At 45.6% G+C, this 19,510-nt stretch carries 15 protein-coding genes; 12 read left to right on the top strand and 3 right to left on the bottom strand.

Annotated elements, in window-relative coordinates:
• Positions 1–3 precede the first annotated feature (3 nt).
• The 8 genes from L1D60_RS19415 (at position 4) to L1D60_RS19380 (ending at position 9,363) form a co-directional block, all read left to right on the top strand.
• Positions 4–1,449: an ATP-binding protein gene (locus L1D60_RS19415; protein WP_239842521.1), complete on the top strand. Its 1,446-nt coding sequence runs from the start codon at positions 4–6 to the stop codon at positions 1,447–1,449.
• 110 nt (positions 1,450–1,559) lie between these two features.
• Entirely contained in the window at positions 1,560–2,807 is a 1,248-nt protein-coding gene (locus tag L1D60_RS19410; protein ID WP_128161594.1) for an ABC transporter substrate-binding protein, read from the top strand.
• Positions 2,808–2,988: 181 nt separating this feature from the next.
• Positions 2,989–3,927 carry a sugar ABC transporter permease gene (locus tag L1D60_RS19405; RefSeq protein ID WP_004739913.1) on the top strand — a complete coding sequence of 313 codons (939 nt, stop codon included), beginning with the start codon at positions 2,989–2,991 and terminating at the stop codon, positions 3,925–3,927.
• Positions 3,924–4,781: a carbohydrate ABC transporter permease gene (locus L1D60_RS19400; protein WP_063523580.1), complete on the top strand. Its 858-nt coding sequence runs from the start codon at positions 3,924–3,926 to the stop codon at positions 4,779–4,781. The genes L1D60_RS19405 and L1D60_RS19400 overlap by 4 nt, the downstream gene beginning before the upstream one ends.
• A gap of 6 nt (positions 4,782–4,787) precedes the next feature.
• The gene (ugpC, locus tag L1D60_RS19395) at positions 4,788–5,900 is read left to right on the top strand and encodes a sn-glycerol-3-phosphate ABC transporter ATP-binding protein UgpC (protein WP_032549615.1); all 1,113 of its coding nucleotides are present in this window, start codon (positions 4,788–4,790) and stop codon (positions 5,898–5,900) included.
• A gap of 302 nt (positions 5,901–6,202) precedes the next feature.
• On the top strand, positions 6,203–7,198 hold the full coding sequence (locus L1D60_RS19390; protein WP_150895462.1) for a TRAP transporter substrate-binding protein: 996 nt from the start codon (positions 6,203–6,205) through the stop codon (positions 7,196–7,198).
• A gap of 66 nt (positions 7,199–7,264) precedes the next feature.
• Positions 7,265–7,999, top strand: coding sequence for a TRAP transporter small permease (locus L1D60_RS19385; protein WP_239842520.1), 735 nt, complete (start codon positions 7,265–7,267; stop codon positions 7,997–7,999).
• 2 nt (positions 8,000–8,001) lie between these two features.
• The gene (locus L1D60_RS19380) at positions 8,002–9,363 is read left to right on the top strand and encodes a TRAP transporter large permease (RefSeq protein ID WP_239842519.1); all 1,362 of its coding nucleotides are present in this window, start codon (positions 8,002–8,004) and stop codon (positions 9,361–9,363) included.
• Between the two features lie 42 nt (positions 9,364–9,405).
• On the opposite strand, the gene L1D60_RS19375 is transcribed toward L1D60_RS19380, so the two are convergent.
• The 3 genes from L1D60_RS19375 to L1D60_RS19365 form a co-directional block, all read right to left on the bottom strand.
• Positions 9,406–9,585 carry a hypothetical protein gene (locus L1D60_RS19375; RefSeq protein WP_239842518.1) on the bottom strand — a complete coding sequence of 60 codons (180 nt, stop codon included), beginning with the start codon at positions 9,583–9,585 and terminating at the stop codon, positions 9,406–9,408.
• An 87-nt stretch (positions 9,586–9,672) separates the two neighbouring features.
• Complete coding sequence (locus L1D60_RS19370) at positions 9,673–11,007, bottom strand: sigma-54 dependent transcriptional regulator (RefSeq protein WP_239842517.1); 1,335 nt, start codon at positions 11,005–11,007, stop codon at positions 9,673–9,675.
• A gap of 10 nt (positions 11,008–11,017) precedes the next feature.
• Complete coding sequence (locus tag L1D60_RS19365; protein WP_239842516.1) at positions 11,018–12,832, bottom strand: ATP-binding protein; 1,815 nt, start codon at positions 12,830–12,832, stop codon at positions 11,018–11,020.
• A 628-nt stretch (positions 12,833–13,460) separates the two neighbouring features.
• On the opposite strand from L1D60_RS19365, the gene tig reads away from it, so the two are divergent.
• The 4 genes from tig (at position 13,461) to lon (ending at position 19,338) form a co-directional block, all read left to right on the top strand.
• Positions 13,461–14,759 carry a trigger factor gene (tig, locus tag L1D60_RS19360; RefSeq protein ID WP_239842515.1) on the top strand — a complete coding sequence of 433 codons (1,299 nt, stop codon included), beginning with the start codon at positions 13,461–13,463 and terminating at the stop codon, positions 14,757–14,759.
• Positions 14,760–14,864: 105 nt separating this feature from the next.
• The gene (clpP, locus tag L1D60_RS19355) at positions 14,865–15,491 is read left to right on the top strand and encodes an ATP-dependent Clp endopeptidase proteolytic subunit ClpP (protein WP_239842514.1); all 627 of its coding nucleotides are present in this window, start codon (positions 14,865–14,867) and stop codon (positions 15,489–15,491) included.
• Between the two features lie 82 nt (positions 15,492–15,573).
• Entirely contained in the window at positions 15,574–16,854 is a 1,281-nt protein-coding gene (gene clpX / locus L1D60_RS19350) for an ATP-dependent protease ATP-binding subunit ClpX (RefSeq protein WP_032549603.1), read from the top strand.
• A 132-nt stretch (positions 16,855–16,986) separates the two neighbouring features.
• Positions 16,987–19,338: an endopeptidase La gene (gene lon / locus L1D60_RS19345; RefSeq protein WP_239842513.1), complete on the top strand. Its 2,352-nt coding sequence runs from the start codon at positions 16,987–16,989 to the stop codon at positions 19,336–19,338.
• The last annotated feature ends 172 nt before the right edge of the window (positions 19,339–19,510 follow it).

Genomic DNA, 19,510 nt, shown 5'->3' with positions numbered 1-19,510 from the left:
CGCATGAAGTGGTTGAGAAGTTTAAAGCCCAATTCCTTGGTTGCTCGAACCTTGCTGTTGACCTTGCTAGCCGTCGTCATCGCGCAAGGCATCGCAACGTCGATTTGGTATAGCGAATCCAAACAAAAAGAGTTAGAGGGTATTCGTTCCGCCTCGTCGAGCATGGCTAACATGTTTGCTTCAACAGTGACCTTCTTTCAGTCTTTGCCCGTCAAATATCGCCATATCGTGTTAGACCAAATCCGTAATATGGGTGGGACGCGCTTTTTTGTTTCTTTCAATAAAGAGGCACTCATTGTCGAGCCTATTCCCGATACTCGCTTAAAAACTGCATCGATAGAAGCGATAGAAAGCGTCTTGAGTAGCAAGCTCAATAAGGTGGAATCGGTGCGTGTCGACTTCTCTCGTCCAGAACATCTTCGCTTACTTAAAAATGACATCTACTTGAGCGATCTCCCGCGATCGTGGGCGCACCATACCTTAACCTTAGAGCCTCTCAATCCGCCGATTCTGGTTGTTCAGATTGAGCTAGCCAGCCATGAATGGGTATACATTGCGGCACTGTTGCCTGCACCCTATGTAAAACTGGATGACACTATTCTCGGTCGCGAGCAGGTGATCTTCTTACTCTCTTCAACGTTGATTTTGCTGGTGTTGACCTACTTAATGATTCGCCGCCAAGTGCGCCCGCTTAAAAAGCTCGCAAGGGCCGCTAACGAGATGAGTATGGATATTCAGCAGCCGCCACTTAACGAAGAGGGGGCAACTGAACTGGTTACCGCAACTCGGGCGTTTAATCGTATGCAGCAGCGCATTCGTCGCTATGTGGCCGATCGAGAACACCTTTTCTCTGCTATCTCTCATGATTTAAAAACACCGATAACTCGACTGAGACTGAGAGCTGAGCTGTTGGAGAGTGAAGTCAAGAAAGACAAATTCAACAAGGATTTAGATGAACTGGAGATGATGGTGAAGGGCGCACTGCAAGCGGTAAGAGATACAGACCTTCATGAAAATAACGCCATTATAGACCTTAATGACATGGTTGCTTCGGTTATAGAATCGCATAACCAGCATCAAACTTTAGTGGAGTTTGAACCCATCGTGGTTGAGCCTTTAGTCGCGAAACCATTAGCAATTAAGCGTGTGTTGACCAACCTTATCGACAATGCGGTGAAATACGGAACATCCGCTAAGGTCGATATCAGTAGCGATTCTGTGTGGGTTATTGTGACGATTCAGGACCACGGTAAAGGCATCCCAGAAGACAAACTTGAGTTGGTGTTTGAGCCCTACTTTAGGCTCGCCAACGATGACCAAGGACACGGTTTAGGGCTTGGGATCTGTCGAAATATCCTGCACGGACACGGCGGAGATCTCATTATTCGCAACTCTCCTCAAGGCGGCTTAGAGGCCAAAGTCTATATCCCACGTGGTCTAGAAGTGTAATGTAACAATTGTGTTACATTGGGCTTACCTTTTGTTTCAATCTTATAAATCAGAATAAGTAGACTCTTTATTGAACCGGGCGTCGAGTCCGCTAAACATGGAAGATTATAATGAAAATCAATAAAACCCTACTTACTCTATCTCTTCTTGCTGCCTCAACATTTTCTCAAGCTGGTGAAGTGGAAGTGCTTCACTGGTGGACTGCTGGTGGTGAAGCTAAATCCGCTGCAGTACTTAAAGAGATGATTGAAGAACAAGGTCATACTTGGAAAGATTTCGCTGTTGCTGGTGGCGGCGGTGAAAGTGCGATGACTGTTTTAAAAACTCGAGCAGTATCTGGTAATCCGCCATCTGCCGCGCAGATCAAAGGTCATGACATTCAGGAGTGGGGGGGGTTAGGTTTTCTAACGTCTCTCGATGCAACCGCGAAACAAGAAAAGTGGGATGATTTACTACCCGCTGTTGTTACCAAAGTGATGAAGTGGGACGGCGAATACGTAGCGGTTCCTGTGAACGTTCACCGCGTTAACTGGCTTTGGGCAAACCCAGAAGTACTCGAAAAATCGGGTGTGACGGTTCCAACCACATTAGATGAGTTCTTTGTCGCTGCAGACAAGATCAAAGCAGCAGGCTTCATCCCTCTGGCGCATGGTGGTCAACCATGGCAAGACGCAACAGTTTTCGAGGCAGTGGCACTGGATGTACTTGGCAGTGAAGATTACAACAAGGCATTCGTTGATTTGGATATGGACGTGCTTTCTGGCGACAAAATGGTTGAAGTGTTCACCAAGTTCAAAAAGATGCGTGACTACATCGACAGCAACTCTCCGGGCCGAGATTGGAACGTAGCAACCTCAATGGTTATCAATGGTGAAGCGGCAATGCAAATCATGGGTGACTGGGCGAAGGGTGAGTTTACCGCAGCGGGCAAAGTGCCGGGTAAAGATTACATCTGTGCACCAGCACCGGGTACTGACGGCCAATTTACTTTCAATATCGATAGCTTTGCTTTCTTTGAGCTGGGCGATAAAGAGAATCAAAAAGCGCAACAAGATCTTGCGAAAACTATTCTTACTAAAGACTTCCAAGAGGTCTTCAACCTAAACAAAGGCTCGATTCCAGTTCGTCTAGATATGGATATGTCTAAGTTCGACCAATGTGCGTTGGACTCAATGGCAACCTTCAAAGCGAGTGCGGAATCTGGTGACCTTGTACCGAGTATGGCTCACGGCCTATCTACAACAAGCTACGCTCAAGGCGCTATCTATGACGTTGTGACTAACTTCTTCAACGAAAAAGATGCTGATCCTAAAGAGGCAGCAGCTAAGTTAGCGAAAGCGGTAAAAGCGGCTATCTAACCTAGTTTGATAAGCAACACGAACAGAACACGAGTTACTGAGTATGTTGCTTATCCCTAACCCCCAGGGTGGGTAGGTTCGTAGGGAGCCTATCCGCTCTTCACCTCAATTCTGATATGCGTGATGCTGATGTGGTGCCGAGAGGTAAGCCATTGGCTCAATTGTGCAACAAGGAAAAGTTATGGAGCATGTTTTGACTGAGTCGACTCCAAAACCGACAAGGAGCCAGCCTGCACCAAAGCCCAGTTTTGCTGACAGGTTACAACATTGGTTACCTAAGATTGTGCTGGCACCGACCGCGTTGGTGACCGTGGTATGTATCTACGGCTATATATTCTGGACGGCAGCGCTGTCGTTTACTAATTCTCGATTTCTACCGAGCTTCAATTTTGTTGGCTTTGCTCAATATGAAAAGCTGATGGAGAACGATCGCTGGATAACCTCAATCACCAACCTCGGTGTGTTTGGGATCCTATTCATGGTGATTGCCATCGTATTGGGTGTCGGCTTGGCGATTTTGCTTGACCAGAACATCCGACAAGAAGGCGCGATTCGTACCATCTATCTCTATCCAATGGCGCTGTCATTCATCGTGACGGGTACCGCTTGGAAGTGGATTCTGAATCCAGGTCTAGGTATTGAAAAGCTGATGCAAGATTGGGGTTTTACCGATTTTAAATTTGACTGGTTGGTCGACTCTGAAATGGCGGTTTATACCTTAGTGATTGCCGCGCTTTGGCAGTCGTCAGGCTTTGTGATGGCGATGTTCTTAGCTGGCCTGCGTGGTATCGACTCTTCCATTATTAAAGCGGCGCAAATTGACGGTGCAAGCTTACCCACTATCTACCTCAAAATCATTTTACCTTGCTTGAGACCTGTAGTTTTCAGTGCGGTAATCATTACGTCACACATTGCGATTAAGAGCTTCGATCTTGTGACAGCGATGACGGCAGGTGGCCCAGGTTATTCATCGGATCTTCCGGCGCTATTCATGTATGCACACTCATTTACACGCGGACAAATCGGACTAGGCGCTGCCAGTGCGATGATGATGCTAGCGGGTATTCTGGCGATTCTCGTGCCTTATCTTTACTCAGAGCTTAGGGAGAAAAAGTCATGATGAACAACATCAACTTTGCTCGAATGTTTATCTATTCGGCGCTGCTTTTCTTCTGTTTGGTTTACCTAATGCCGCTGTTCGTAATGGTACTAACCTCATTTAAAACCTTGCCAGACATCAAGGCAGGTAACTTGATGAGTTTACCCAAAGAGTGGGTGTTCGATGCTTGGTATAAAGCGTGGGATAGCGCTTGTACTGGTGTGAAGTGTGAAGGGGTTAAAGGCTATTTCTGGAATTCGTTCCAAATGGTGATTCCTGCAGTGGCTATCTCAACACTACTAGGCGCATTCAATGGCTATGTGGTCACTAAATGGCAGTTCCGTGGCTCAAACTTGTTCTTTAGCTTGCTGCTATTCGGTTGCTTCATTCCATTCCAAGTGGTGCTGTTACCTATGGCGACCGTGCTGGGCAAGATGGGGTTAGCAAATACCACCATTGGCTTGGTACTTGTGCACGTTATCTACGGCATGGCGTTTACAACGCTGTTTTTCCGTAACTTCTACATCTCGATTCCTGATGAATTGATCAAAGCGGCAAAACTGGATGGTGCGGGATTCTTTACCATTTTCTTCAAGATCTTATTACCAATATCCACACCCATCATCATGGTGACGGTGATCTGGCAGTTTACCGCTATCTGGAACGATTTCTTGTTCGGGGTGGTGTATTCAGGTTCAGAGACTCAGCCAATCACCGTAGCATTAAACAACTTAGTCAACACCAGCACGGGCGTTAAAGAGTACAACGTCGATATGGCTGCTGCGATCATCGCCGCACTGCCAACGCTGTTGGTGTATGTCTTCGCAGGAAAATATTTTGTTCGTGGCCTAACGGCAGGATCAGTAAAAGGATAATTACCCATGGCAACATTAGATTTAAAACAGATCCGTAAAACCTATCGCAACGCGGACAACGAAACGTTAAAGGGCATAGATATTAGTATCGATTCGGGGGAGTTCTTGATACTTGTCGGCCCTTCGGGGTGTGGAAAATCCACCCTAATGAACACCATCGCTGGGCTAGAAAACATTAGTTCAGGTGAGATTGTGATTGATGGTGTTGATGTCGCTCAGGTTGAACCCAAAGATCGCGACATAGCGATGGTGTTTCAGTCTTACGCGCTGTACCCAAATATGACAGTACGCGGTAACATTGCCTTCGGCCTTAAGATTCGTAAGATGCCGCAGGACGAGATCGATGCTGAAGTGAATCGCGTCGCTGAAATGCTGCAAATTGAACAACTGCTGGATCGTAAACCATCACAGCTATCTGGTGGTCAGCGTCAACGTGTGGCAATGGGGCGTGCACTGGCGCGTCGCCCTAAGTTGTATCTGTTTGATGAGCCACTTTCTAACTTGGATGCCAAGCTGCGTGTGGAAATGCGCCATCAGATTAAGCGCTTACATCAAAAGCTCAACACCACCATTGTCTATGTAACCCATGACCAAATTGAGGCAATGACGCTGGCTGACCGTATTGCAGTAATGAAAGATGGCGAATTGCAGCAGTTGGGCACACCGCAAGAGATCTACACTAAGCCAAGCAACATGTTTGTGGCAGGCTTTATGGGTTCACCATCAATGAACTTCATCAAGACTATGGTGGATCTCGACGAAGAGCAGAACCCGATCATCAAGGTTATTGGTACGGCTGATCAGGAGCACCATATTCGTCTGCCGCAAAGCATGCGCGAACAAGATGGCAAAGAAGTGGTGATTGGCCTGCGTCCAGAGCACATTACTGAGCAACAAGGCGATGACTTGTCGGCAACCACAAAACTGGATTTGCAATTGGAAGTGCTAGAACCGACAGGGCCAGATACGATTGCGATGGTGAAGGTGAACGACCAAGAAGTGGCGTGTCGATTATCACCGGAATTTGAAGTCTCGGTAGGGCAGATGGCACCGCTGCATTTCGACCTGTCGAAAGCGGTATTCTTTGATGCACAGACTGAAAGAAGAATCGATTTCTAAGTGCATTAGCTTGGAAGCGAGAATTCTATTAGAAGCAGTCCTCGAATGGGCTGCTTTTTGCTTTCTAATCCTAAAACAAGCGAGAGATGTCTCGGTGATATTCCACCCATTTACAAATATTCCATGTGTCATTTTCCACCCATTACTTATACGCCTGGTTTACCTCGGGTTTGTCCAATTATCCGCCAAGCCTTGCGGTTAAAGGGTTGTTAAATAATTGTAGCTAGTTGGCGCGCTAATTGCCTTAGTGATGACATGCAGTTCCCATTGATGGGCTGCTTTGTTTACTAAGGAGAATAATAATGTTTAAGCCTCTTACCCTGCTATCTGTATCTGCGCTTGCGCTCACAAGTTTTAATGCTGCTGCGAACTGTGATCCAGGTGAAATTGTTATCAAGTTCAGCCACGTAACAAATACCGATAAGCACCCGAAAGGCATTGCTGCTTCTTTACTGGAAGAGCGAGTAAACACGGAAATGAATGGTAAAGCTTGTATGCAAGTTTTCCCTAACTCAACGCTATACGATGACAACAAGGTACTGGAAGCCCTGTTAAACGGTGATGTTCAAATGGCGGCACCTTCGCTGTCTAAATTTGAAAAGTTCACTAAGAAATACCGCATTTTTGACCTTCCGTTCCTATTTGAAGATGTTGACGCTGTTGACCGTTTCCAAAACTCAGAATCTGGTGAAAAGCTGAAGAATGCAATGAAGCGTCGTGGCCTACAAGGTCTAGCGTTCTGGCATAACGGTATGAAGCAGATGTCGGCCAACAAACCGCTTATTAGCCCTGCTGATGCTGAAGGTTTGAAGTTCCGTGTACAAGCGTCTGATGTATTGGTTGCACAGTTTGAGCAGTTAGGTGCTAACCCACAGAAAATGTCATTCAAAGAAGTGTACGGCGGTCTACAAACTAAGGTTATCGACGGTCAAGAGAACACTTGGTCTAACATCTACGGTAAGAAATTCTTCGAAGTACAAGACGGCGTAACAGAAACTAACCACGGTATTCTTGATTACCTAGTTGTAACGTCAAACGACTTCTGGAAAGGCCTACCTAAAGACGTACGTGAACAGCTAAACACGATTGTTAAAGAAGTTTCTGAGACACGTAACGCTGAGTCTTCGAAAGTTAACCTAGCAAACAAAAACAACATCATCGAAGCGGGTGGTGAAGTTCGTACGCTGACACCTGAACAGCGTCAAGCTTGGGTAACTGCACTTCAACCAGTATGGAAGAAGTTTGAGAAAGACATCGGTTCTGATCTAATCGAAGCTGCACTGGCTTCTAACCAGTAATACCGCTATTGGGTGGCGGCTCCCTACCGCCGCCCTTTATTAAAACAATTATAAGCGGAGCATTTTATGGAACAGTCTCAAATGGAACAGTCTTTATTTTCCAAAGTCGGAAGAGTCACCGATTTAATTGAAGAGTCTTTAATAGCCTTCTTCCTGGGTGCAATGACCCTACTAACTTTTGCGAACGTGGTATTTCGATACGCGTTCAACGACAACATTTTATGGGCATTAGAACTCACCGTATTCATGTTTGCATGGATGGTGCTAGTAGGCGCTTCTTACGGCGTTAAAAAGCACTTTCATATTGGGGTTGATGTGGTTATCAACCTTGCACCAGAGAAGCTGAGAAAAGTGTATGCCTTGATTGCTGTCACTTGTTGTCTTGCATTCTCTATCCTTCTTTTGATTGGTTCTTGGAACTATTGGTACCCGTTCGCGACTGATCGCGCATGGTACGAAACAGACGATATTCCAATGCCAGAGATGCTGCAATTTTTAGCAGATTGGCTCAATGAGGGCGAGCGCTACGAAAAGCTGCCTCGATTCATCCCTTACATGGCACTACCGATTGGTATGGCACTGCTTACCTTCCGATTTGCGCAGGTCGCATATCAAGTCGCAACAGGCAAGATTGACCGCATGATTGCAGGCCATGAAGCCGAAGAAGATCTTGATGCACTGAAAGCTCAAGTTGAAGCGGGAAGTGATGAAGACGCCACTGCGATTTTGGATTCGCAAAACTCCGTGAAAGCGGAAGATTCAAAGCCATCTAATCAACAATCGAAAAGCAAGGACGACTAATCATGGCGATGTTATTTCTATTCTTGATGGTAATCGCTTTCATGCTGGTGGGCGTGCCGATTGCTATCTCGCTGGGTTTATCCAGTATTCTATTTTTGTTGATGCACTCAGATGCGTCACTCGCTTCAGTCGCACAAACTCTATTTAACGCGTTCGCAGGGCACTATACTCTACTCGCTATTCCTTTCTTCATTCTAGCGTCTAGCTTTATGTCTACTGGCGGTGTGGCAAAGCGTATTATCCGTTTTGCAATCGCGATGGTCGGCTGGTTCCGAGGCGGCTTAGCAATGGCGTCGGTTGTGGCGTGTATGATGTTTGCGGCTCTTTCTGGTTCGTCGCCTGCGACGGTAGTTGCTATCGGTAGTATCGTTATTGCGGGTATGATCAAAAACGGTTACTCGAAAGAGTTTGCGGCTGGTGTTATCTGTAACGCAGGTACCTTGGGTATCCTTATTCCGCCATCGATTGTAATGGTAGTTTACGCTGCAGCAACCGACGTATCTGTAGGTCGTATGTTCCTGGGTGGTGTTATTCCAGGGCTACTGGCGGGTGTGATGCTGATGATTGCTATCTACATTGCAGCACGTATCAAAAAAATCCCAGCACAGCCGTTTGTTGGTTGGGGTGAGATGTTTGATGCTGCGAAAGACGCGAGCTGGGGCTTACTACTTATCGTCATCATCCTTGGTGGTATCTACGGCGGTATCTTTACACCAACAGAAGCGGCGGCGGTTGCGGCAGTATACGCCTTCTTTATCGCGAACTTTGTTTATAAGGACATGGGACCATTCGCAGACAAAGAGAACAAAAAACCGATGCTAGTGAAAGCGCTGCAAACCTTCGTCCACAAAGATACTAAAGACACTCTGTACGATGCCGGTAAGCTGACCATTATGTTGCTGTTCATCATTGCGAACGCATTGATTCTTAAGCACGTACTGACAGAAGAGCGCATTCCACAAATGATCACGGAGTCGATGCTATCGGCCGGTCTTGGTCCTATTACCTTCTTGATTGTAGTGAACTTGCTGCTATTGATTGGTGGTCAATTCATGGAGCCATCTGGTCTTCTGATTATCGTTGCGCCGCTGGTTTTCCCAATCGCGATTGCTTTGGGTATTGACCCAATTCACTTGGGCATCATGATGGTGGTGAACATGGAGATAGGGATGATAACGCCGCCGGTGGGGCTCAACCTCTTTGTGACCGCCGGGGTAGCGAAGATGTCGATGATGAACGTGGTGAAAGCAGCGTTGCCTTGGGTTGGGGTAATGTTCTTGTTCTTGATAATCGTTACATACGTGCCTTGGGTATCAACTTGGCTACCAACGACCCTGATGGGGCCGGAAATCATCACTAAGTAATACGATTAATTGTAATTTTATCCTTAACGAATAGATGAAGAGTTAAACCTCTTCATCTATTTTTTTGCTTGGGACTCGACGGGAGGCCGTGTTTCTTCTGTCATAGCCTTTCCAACGAGTATGGCTTTTACGTCGTTCTCGGCCTGAACGCTTCTCTTCTTCGTAATGCCCGTCTATCAAAACGGTATCGGATATGGCGGGTACGGTTGTTTTCTCGTTCATGATTTTATTGTTTTAAACTCTGGTGCTCAAAGTATGGATGAGCACGTGGATCTCTGCCAATTTAAAGCCTAAATTGGCAGAGGTATTTTACTTAAAATCGTCTTTATCGATTTGGTAACGCTGCATTTTGTCGTAGAGCGTCTTCCTTGGCACGTTAAGCAGTTCCATGGTTAGCTTTATACTGCCTTCGTTATCGATCAAAGCTTGTTCGATCACTGATTTCTCAAAGCTGGCAACTTGGTCGGCCAAACTCGAACATGCCTCTTGTTCAACCACATCTCCCAGCTGTGCTAGCTTTCCAAGTAAGATAAAACGTTCAGCCGTGTTTCTTAGCTCACGTACATTACCGGGCCAGTCATGCGCCATTAATTTATGTAAGTCACTGCTTGGCAGCGCTTGCGCAGTTTTACCGTAGCGTGCGGCAGCCACTAACAAGAAGTGGTGAAAGAGGGCGGCGATGTCCTCTTTTCGACTGCGTAGCGGTGGTAAGTCGAGTGTGACGACATTAAGTCGGTAATAGAGGTCTTGTCTAAATGTGCCTTCTGCAGCCGCTTTTTTGAGATCGACCTTGGTGGCGGCGATGACGCGAATATCAAGAGGTTGAAGCTGGTTAGAGCCAATGCGCTCAATAACACGCTCTTGTAGTACTCGCAGTAGACGAATTTGCGCCTGCATTGGCATAGATTCGATCTCATCTAGGAACAGGGTTCCGCCTTGGGCATGCTCAAATTTACCGATCCTCTTGGTCTCTGCTCCGGTAAAGGCGCCTTTTTCGTGGCCGTAGAGTTCGCTCTCAATCAAGTTCTCAGGTACAGCACCACAGTTAACCGCAACGAAATTCTGCTCTCTTCGGCTGCTTTGTTCATGGAGTGAGCGAGCGACCAGTTCTTTGCCTGTACCCGTTTCGCCAAACAGCAAGATGTCGGCACTGGTGTCAGCGACATGAGTGATGGTTGAGCGTAATTCTTGGATAACGGGTGTCTCGCCAATGATACGAGGCCCTAAGGTTTGGCTGGCTTTTAATGACTGTTTCAGTTCACGGTTTTCAAGGATCAGTTGACGCTTTTCTATGGCACGTTTCGTTGTCTCAATTAGCCTCTCGTTGGCAAAGGGCTTCTCAATGAAATCGTAAGCGCCATCGTGAATAGATTTCACCGCCATTGAGATGTCGCCATGTCCGGTAATCATAATCACCGGTAGCTCTTTGTCTTTATGGATGACGGTATTTAATAGGTCATGGCCAGACAATCCTGGAAGGCAGATATCAGTAATGATGACATGTGGTAGCCCGTGCTCTTGGATTGCAATCAGCGCTGATTCTGCATCGGGGAAAAATTGAGCATCAATATCGGCCAATTCAAAACTTTGTTCACTGGCTAGCCGAAGATCTGGCTCATCATCAATGAAATAGACATGGCACATAATGGTTCCTTTATTCGTTATTGTTATTTTGTTGTTCTGTAATTAACGGCAGGCAGATAGTAAATCTCGCTCCACCTAGTGGGCTTTTGGCGTGGGTGAGTTCGCCGTTAATGCCTCGAATAATTTGTTGTGAGATCGATAAGCCAAGGCCTAAACCATTCTTCTTAGTGGTATGGAATGGTTCAAAGAACTGCTGTGGCGTGTCATGGGCAAAGCCTGGGCCGTTATCATCAATGTGTAGCTGAATAAAACGCTCTGAGTTGGTATTTATGTGATGCTCGAACTCTAGGTTCAACTGTTTACTCTCTTGTCCTTCCATGGCCTGTATACCATTAGTAATCAGATTAATGATCACCTGTTCAAGCTGGATCGCATTGGCTTGAACGAGAGCATCCAATTTGTCTGGAAGGGGGGACATCGCTACTCTTTCTGCTTTCAATTGAGGTTTCATGAGCTCTATCGACGAGTGCAGTAGAGGAAGCAATTGCAGTTGCGATAGGTCTTCGGCGTTAGACTTTTTGGCAAATGATCGAAGTTGATGGCTGATCTTGGCCATGCGATCAGTGAGCGATGAGATGCGTGAAAGATTGTCGTCCACACGTTCAAATTTTTCTTTTGCCAAAAACAGACGACCGTTATCGGCATAGCTTCGAATTGCGGCAAGTGGGTTATTTAACTCGTGGCTGATACTCGCAGACATCTGCCCCAAAACAGCCAGCTTTGCCGCTTGGATCAACTCATCTTGAGTCTGCCTTAACGCCTTCTCTGTTTCGGTGCGTTGCAACACTTCTGCGTGCAACTCAGATGTTCGTTCTAACACCAAAAATTCGAGCTTTTGTTTCGCCTCAGACTGTAGCCTGTCTATCTGTACTCGACGATGGATGCGGTTTAGATTGAGCTGTAAAGCGAGGTAAATGATCGCAAAAACCAAGCTCAGTACCACCAAATAAGAGATTAAATCCCACCAAACTAAATGAGTAGGAGACAGTACTCGAACCGTTAATTTGGGTTGCTCGATAAAGCGTGATGAAGCAAAAAACTGTTCATGAACCAAAGGGTGCAAAGACTGAATCGTGCTGGTGGAAGAACCAAGATCACCGTTGAAGTTTAAGCTCTCTATCGCGGTATCAAGAAACTGTCTTCCTTCCTGGATTTGGCGTTTACGTTCATCGTCCAAGGGCTGTAAGCTTTTAAAAAGCCAGTCAGGGTTACTCGACATAAACACCACGTTGTCTTTGTCGTCGGCAACAAAGTAACTCTGTTTTCCCTTCCAGCTTGCCTCAATCAATGACAGATCCATTTTAACGACAATGACGCCGATGATTTCAGCAGCGTAAGAGACGGGGTAAGAGTAGTAATAGCCACGTTTTCCTGAAGTAGAACCAAGCGCGAAATACTGATTCTCTTTTCCGCTAAAGGCGTGCTGAAAATAGGGGCGAAAAGCGAAATTCCGACCGACAAATGAGTGTGCTTGATTCCAGTTACTCGCAGCGATGGTGGTACCAATATGGTCGAGTAAGTAGGTGTCTGAGGCCTGTATTACTTGATTAACGTGCGCTAGATAGCGATTGGTTAGCTCGACTTGCGCAGAGTTATCTGGCGCATGGAGCGCATCAATCAACTCTTTGTCCTTCGAGAGTAGCTCGGGGATGTGTGCGAACTTATCCAGTTGACTGGCGATATGTACCGAGAAGCGGTCGAGTTTTGATTGATGATCTTCAAGCAAGCTTTGATGACTGATATTCCATACCCAGTGACCGCCGAGAATCATCAGCAACCCATAAGTGATGAGTAGCAAAATAGGCAGGCGGGAAGGTTGAAACATAGGAGTTCTCGCTGTGAATTACGGTCTAGAAAAGCGTGTCAGGTGTCTGTAACACTCAAAGTGCCATAAATTGTTCAAAAAATGAGAGTCGACAGACAGTTATAGGTTAAGGCTTTGTAACGGAGATTGTTGAAAAAGTTATCGACTCTGAGGGGTAAAACAAGAGCAAGATCTCTTTTTAAGCTTTTTCGGAAAAAAAGCCCTCGATTCCCTTGAAAAAGCCGCTATTGTCCCCATTTCCGATGTGTCGAGTGGTGTTTTGATTGAATATGACCCTCTCAGGCGGACGAATTTAGAGCATTCATCATCAAGCTGAGGTGATTGGCTCGACAGAGATTAAACAGATCGCTAGAATGTCGCGTCTAAAATTTCTGTCCTGAGGCTAATCGGAGATACCTTTCCTTGTTGTAAAACAGGCTATGAGCTTCACTGAAGTACATAGAAAAAAGATATCGCTGATTAGTCTGGTGTTTGAATGAATGATCACTCAGGCATCAATGCTCAATTTTAAATTAGGTGTTCGGATAGAGCACTACACAAGGATGCAGCCAACAACACGCGTTCCTAAGGAATGCACGTTACGGCTCATATGCTCAGATTATCTGAGCCAGTTTTGAGGTTTTATATAATGCAAGTTACTGTTGAAACGCTAGAAGGCCTAGAGCGCCGTCTTAATATTACTGTTCCTGCTGCTAACATCGAAGATGCAGTTACAGCTGAACTACGCAACATCGCGAAAAACCGTCGTTTCGATGGTTTCCGTAAAGGCAAAGTGCCAATGAAGATGGTTGCTAAAATGTACGGCAAAGCAGTACGTCAAGACGTGATGGGCGAAGTAATGCAACGCCACTTCATCGAAGCGATCGTTAAAGAGAAGATCAACCCAGCTGGCGCACCAACTTTCGCACCAGTAGAAAACAAAGAAGGCGAAGACCTAGTATTCAACGCAACTTTTGAAGTTTACCCAGAAGTTGAGCTGAAAGGTCTAGAAAACATCACTGTTGAGAAGCCAGCAGTAGAAGTTAAAGAAGCTGACGTTGAAGAGATGATCGAAACTCTACGTAAGCAACAAGCAACTTGGACTGAAGTTGATGCAGCTGCTGAAGAAGGTTCTCGCGCAACTATCGATTTCGTTGGTTCTATCGACGGTGAAGAGTTCGAAGGCGGTAAAGCTGAGAACTTCCCACTAGAGATGGGTGCTGGTCGCATGATCCCTGGTTTTGAAGACGGTATCGTTGGCAAAACTAAAGGCATGGAATTCGAAATTGACGTAAACTTCCCAGAAGATTACCACGCTGAAAACCTAAAAGGTAAAGCAGCTAAGTTTGCAATCAAAGTAAACAAAGTTGAAGCTCGTGAACTTCCAGAACTAAACGAAGAATTCGTTGCTAAGTTCGGCGCTACTGACGGTGTTGAAGGTCTTAAAGCTGAAGTTCGTAAGAACATGGAGCGTGAGCTTAAGCAAGCTGTTAAGAACCGCATCAAAGAGCAAGCTATCGACGGTCTAGTTAAAGAAAACGACATCGACGTTCCAGCTGCACTTATCGACCAAGAGATCGGTACTCTACGTCAACAAGCTGCTCAACGTTTCGGTGGCAACACTGAAGCTGCTGACCAACTTCCACGTGAGCTGTTCGAAGAGCAAGCTAAACGTCGCGTAGTTGTTGGCCTTCTACTTGGTGAAGTAATCAAGTCTGAAGAGCTAAAAGCTGACGATGAGAAAGTAAAAGCAATCATCGAAGAGATGGCTACTGCATACGAAGATCCATCTGAAGTTATTGCTTACTACGAGCAAAACGAGCAAATGATGAACAACATGCGCAACGTTGCTCTAGAAGAGCAAGCTATTGATGCAATCATCGCTAAAGCTCAAGTTTCTGAGAAAGAAGTTAGCTTCAACGAGCTAATGAATCAGCAACCTGCTTAATATAGTAATATCTGACGTAGAAGGTTGACGTACGGTCGACAATTCTGCTAACAATGGTCCGTATGATTTAATCATTCGGGCCATTTATTTTAGGGACATAAGAATATGAGCTACCAAGAAAAAAATACAATGCCATCGATTATGGACGCACTAGTTCCAATGGTGGTTGAACAAACTTCCCGTGGTGAACGTTCTTACGATATCTATTCTCGTCTGTTAAAAGAACGAATCATTTTCTTAACCGGTCAAGTGGAAGACCACATGGCAAACCTTGTCGTGGCTCAACTGCTTTTCTTGGAATCAGAAAACCCAGACAAAGATATCTATCTTTACATCAACTCACCTGGTGGCAGCGTAACTGCAGGTATGTCTATCTACGACACAATGCAGTTCATTAAGCCAAACGTGAGCACTGTATGTATGGGTCAAGCTTGCTCGATGGGTGCATTCTTACTTGCTGGTGGTGAGCCAGGTAAGCGTCACGTACTTCCAAATTCTCGTGTAATGATTCACCAGCCACTTGGCGGTTTCCAAGGCCAAGCGTCTGATATTCAAATCCACGCGCAAGAGATCCTAACGATCAAACAGAAGCTAAACAAACTATTGGCAGAGCACACAGGTCAGCCTCTAGAAGTTGTTGAGCGTGACACTGATCGTGACAACTTCATGTCTGCAGAACAAGCTGTAGAGTACGGTTTGGTGGATTCAGTTCTGAATCATCGCGGTCAATAATTGCTCAGCAATTGTTTAACGCAAATTGATGCAAATTGATATACACTCAAATCATAGAGAGTAAAGGCTAAGAGGTTAGCGAATGACAGATAAAAGCAAAGAGGGTGGTAGCGGTAAACTGCTTTACTGCTCTTTCTGTGGCAAAAGCCAGCACGAAGTTCGCAAGTTAATCGCAGGCCCTTCTGTTTACATTTGTGACGAATGTGTCGACCTTTGTAACGACATTATTCGTGAAGAAATCAAAGATGTTCTTCCAAAGAAAGAATCTGAAGCGTTACCAACGCCTCGTGAGATTCGAGAGCACCTTGATGACTATGTAATCGGTCAAGAGTACGCGAAGAAAGTGCTAGCAGTTGCAGTATATAACCACTACAAGCGTTTACGTAATGGTGATACAACAGCTGAAGGCGTAGAGCTAGGTAAGAGTAACATTTTGCTTATCGGCCCTACTGGTAGTGGTAAAACACTACTCGCTGAAACATTGGCTCGTTTCCTAGACGTTCCATTTACTATGGCAGATGCAACCACACTAACCGAAGCGGGTTATGTTGGTGAAGATGTAGAAAACATCATTCAGAAACTGCTTCAGAAATGTGATTACGACGTAGCGAAAGCGGAACGCGGCATTGTTTACATTGATGAAATCGATAAGATTTCTCGTAAAGCTGAAAACCCATCTATCACTCGTGATGTATCGGGTGAAGGTGTTCAGCAAGCACTTCTAAAACTTGTAGAAGGCACAGTAGCTTCAGTACCGCCTCAAGGTGGTCGTAAGCATCCACAGCAAGAGTTCTTGCAAGTGGATACATCTAAGATCTTGTTTATCTGTGGCGGTGCATTTGCCGGCCTAGATAAAGTGATTGAACAACGTGTAGAAACAGGTTCTGGTATCGGCTTTGGCGCAGAAGTGCGTTCAAAAGATGAAACCAAAACAATCGGTGAGCTATTCACTCAAGTTGAACCTGAAGATCTAGTGAAGTACGGTCTGATTCCTGAATTCATTGGTCGTCTACCGGTAACAACCACACTGACAGAACTAGACGAAGAAGCGCTAATTCAAATTCTATGTGAGCCGAAGAACGCACTAACAAAACAGTACGCTGCGCTATTCGAGCTTGAAGATACAGAACTTGAATTCCGTGAAGATGCACTACGTGCCATTGCTAAGAAAGCAATGAGCCGTAAAACAGGTGCTCGTGGTCTACGTTCAATCTTAGAAGGTGTGCTGCTAGAAACAATGTACGAACTGCCATCATCAACTGATGTGAGCAAGGTTGTTATTGATGAGTCTGTGATTAACGGAGAGTCAGAACCTCTTCTGATTTACAGCAATTCAGAGAACCAAGCAGCAGTAGCAGAGTAGGTCTTTTTTAGACTAGTGACTCAAATTCCAAAAGGAGGTAAGCAATTACCTCCTTTTTTTTATTCTTCCATTGAATCCAGTCGTTTAAGCCCCATATACTGCTTTATAAGTTAAAGCGGAAGAGAGAAATATATGAACTTGGAACGTTCCGAGCGTATCGAGATCCCCGTACTGCCTCTACGTGATGTAGTGGTTTACCCACACATGGTTATCCCACTGTTTGTTGGTCGTGAAAAATCGATCACTTGCCTTGAATCGGCAATGGAAGCTAACAAACAAGTGCTACTAGTGGCGCAAAAAGAAGCGGATACCGATGAGCCTTCAATCGACGACCTATTCGAAGTAGGTACCGTTGCTACGATTCTTCAGCTTTTAAAGCTACCTGACGGCACAGTGAAAGTGCTTGTTGAAGGTCAGCAGCGTGCGAAAATTCACCAATTCAAAGAAAGTGAATTCTTCCTTGCAGATGCAGAATACGTTGTCACCTCAGAACTTGACGAAAAAGAACAAGAAGTGGTTGTTCGCAGCGCGATCAATCAATTCGAAGGCTTTATTAAGCTAAACAAAAAGATTCCACCAGAGGTATTAACCTCTCTGAGTGGGATTGATGAAGCCGCTCGTCTAGCGGATACCATCGCAGCACACATGCCACTTAAACTGGTAGACAAACAGCACGTACTAGAGATTCTAGATGTGACTGAGCGTCTAGAGTTCCTGATGGGCCAAATGGAATCAGAGATTGATATCCTGCAGGTAGAAAAACGCATCCGTGGTCGTGTTAAGAAGCAGATGGAAAAATCTCAGCGTGAGTACTACCTGAATGAGCAGATGAAAGCGATTCAGAAAGAACTTGGCGAGATGGACGATGCTCCTGACGAATTCGAGACTCTTAAGAAGAAGATCGAAGAGTCAAAAATGCCGCAAGAAGCGCGTGAAAAAACCGAGCAAGAGCTACAAAAGCTGAAGATGATGTCGCCAATGTCGGCAGAAGCAACGGTGGTTCGTAGCTACATTGATTGGATGGTTGGCGTACCTTGGGCGAAGCGTTCGAAAGTTAAGAAGAACCTAGCGAAAGCAGAAGAGATCTTAAACGAAGACCACTACGGTCTTGAGCGTGTTAAAGAACGTATTCTTGAGTACTTGGCGGTGCAAAACCGTATCAACAAGCTGAAAGGTCCAATCCTTTGTCTTGTTGGTCCTCCTGGTGTGGGTAAAACCTCTCTAGGTCGCTCTATCGCAGCTGCTACCGGTCGTAAGTACACTCGTATGGCGCTAGGCGGCGTACGTGATGAAGCAGAGATTCGTGGTCACCGTCGAACTTACATTGGCTCTCTTCCGGGTAAGCTAATCCAGAAGATGTCTAAAGTTGGCGTTAAGAATCCGCTGTTCCTATTAGATGAGATCGATAAGATGTCTTCTGATATGCGTGGCGACCCGTCTTCAGCACTGCTTGAAGTTCTAGACCCAGAACAGAACAACGCGTTTAACGATCACTACCTAGAAGTTGATTACGATCTGTCTGATGTAATGTTCGTTGCAACGTCTAACTCGATGGATATTCCTGGCCCTCTACTGGACCGTATGGAAGTGATTCGTCTATCGGGCTACACAGAAGACGAGAAGCTGAACATTGCTAAGCGTCACCTTGTTGATAAGCAAGTAAAACGCAACGGTCTTAAGGCGAACGAAATCACTATCGAAGATTCTGCAATCATCGGCATTATCCGTTACTACACGCGTGAAGCGGGTGTACGTAGCCTAGAGCGTGAGATTTCGAAGATCTGTCGTAAAGCGGTTAAGAATATCTTGCTAGACAGCGATCTTAAGTCAGTGACAGTGACAATGGACAACCTAAAAGAGTACCTAGGTGTTCAGCGTCATGATTTCGGTAAAGCAGACGAGAGTAACCGTATTGGCCAAGTAACTGGCCTAGCGTGGACTCAAGTTGGCGGCGATCTGTTAACGATTGAAACTGAAGCAATGCCAGGTAAAGGTAAGCTAACGCAAACCGGTTCTCTTGGTGATGTGATGAAAGAGTCGATTCAAGCGGCGATGACAGTGGTTCGCTCTCGTGCTGAGAAGCTGGGTATCAACTCAGATTTCTACGAGAAGCGTGATATCCATGTTCACGTACCTGAAGGTGCAACACCAAAAGATGGCCCAAGTGCGGGTATCGCAATGTGTACTGCGCTTGTTTCTAGCCTAACAGGTAACCCTGTGAAAGCGGAAGTGGGTATGACGGGTGAAATCACTCTTCGTGGTGAAGTTCTACCTATCGGTGGCTTGAAAGAAAAACTGCTTGCTGCACACCGTGGTGGCATCAAAACAGTACTGATTCCAAAAGATAATGAGCGCGATTTGGAAGAGATTCCAGACAATGTAATCGCTGATTTGGAAGTCATTCCTGTTCAATGGATCGATGAAGTATTGAAAGTTGCACTAGAACGAGATCCGTCAGGGGTCGAGTTTGTCGCTAAAAAATAGTGATGCGCAGCAAAAATAAGTAAAGAATTACGCTGATGAGTCTAAAAAGGCTTGTCAGCGTTTTTTTTGGGCGCTAAGTTAATTGACTAAAGCCGCAAGCCCTTTTGCAATAAGGCTTTTGGCTAAATTAAAACCAAAATGGAACGTACCGTCATCCTAAATTAGTCGCAGA

The sequence above is a fragment of the Vibrio sp. Isolate30 genome, from assembly GCF_022397975.1.
GTDB lineage: Bacteria > Pseudomonadota > Gammaproteobacteria > Enterobacterales > Vibrionaceae > Vibrio > Vibrio fortis.
The sequence above is the reverse complement of the archived record's forward strand: the minus strand, read 5'-3'. Positions and strand labels throughout refer to the sequence as shown.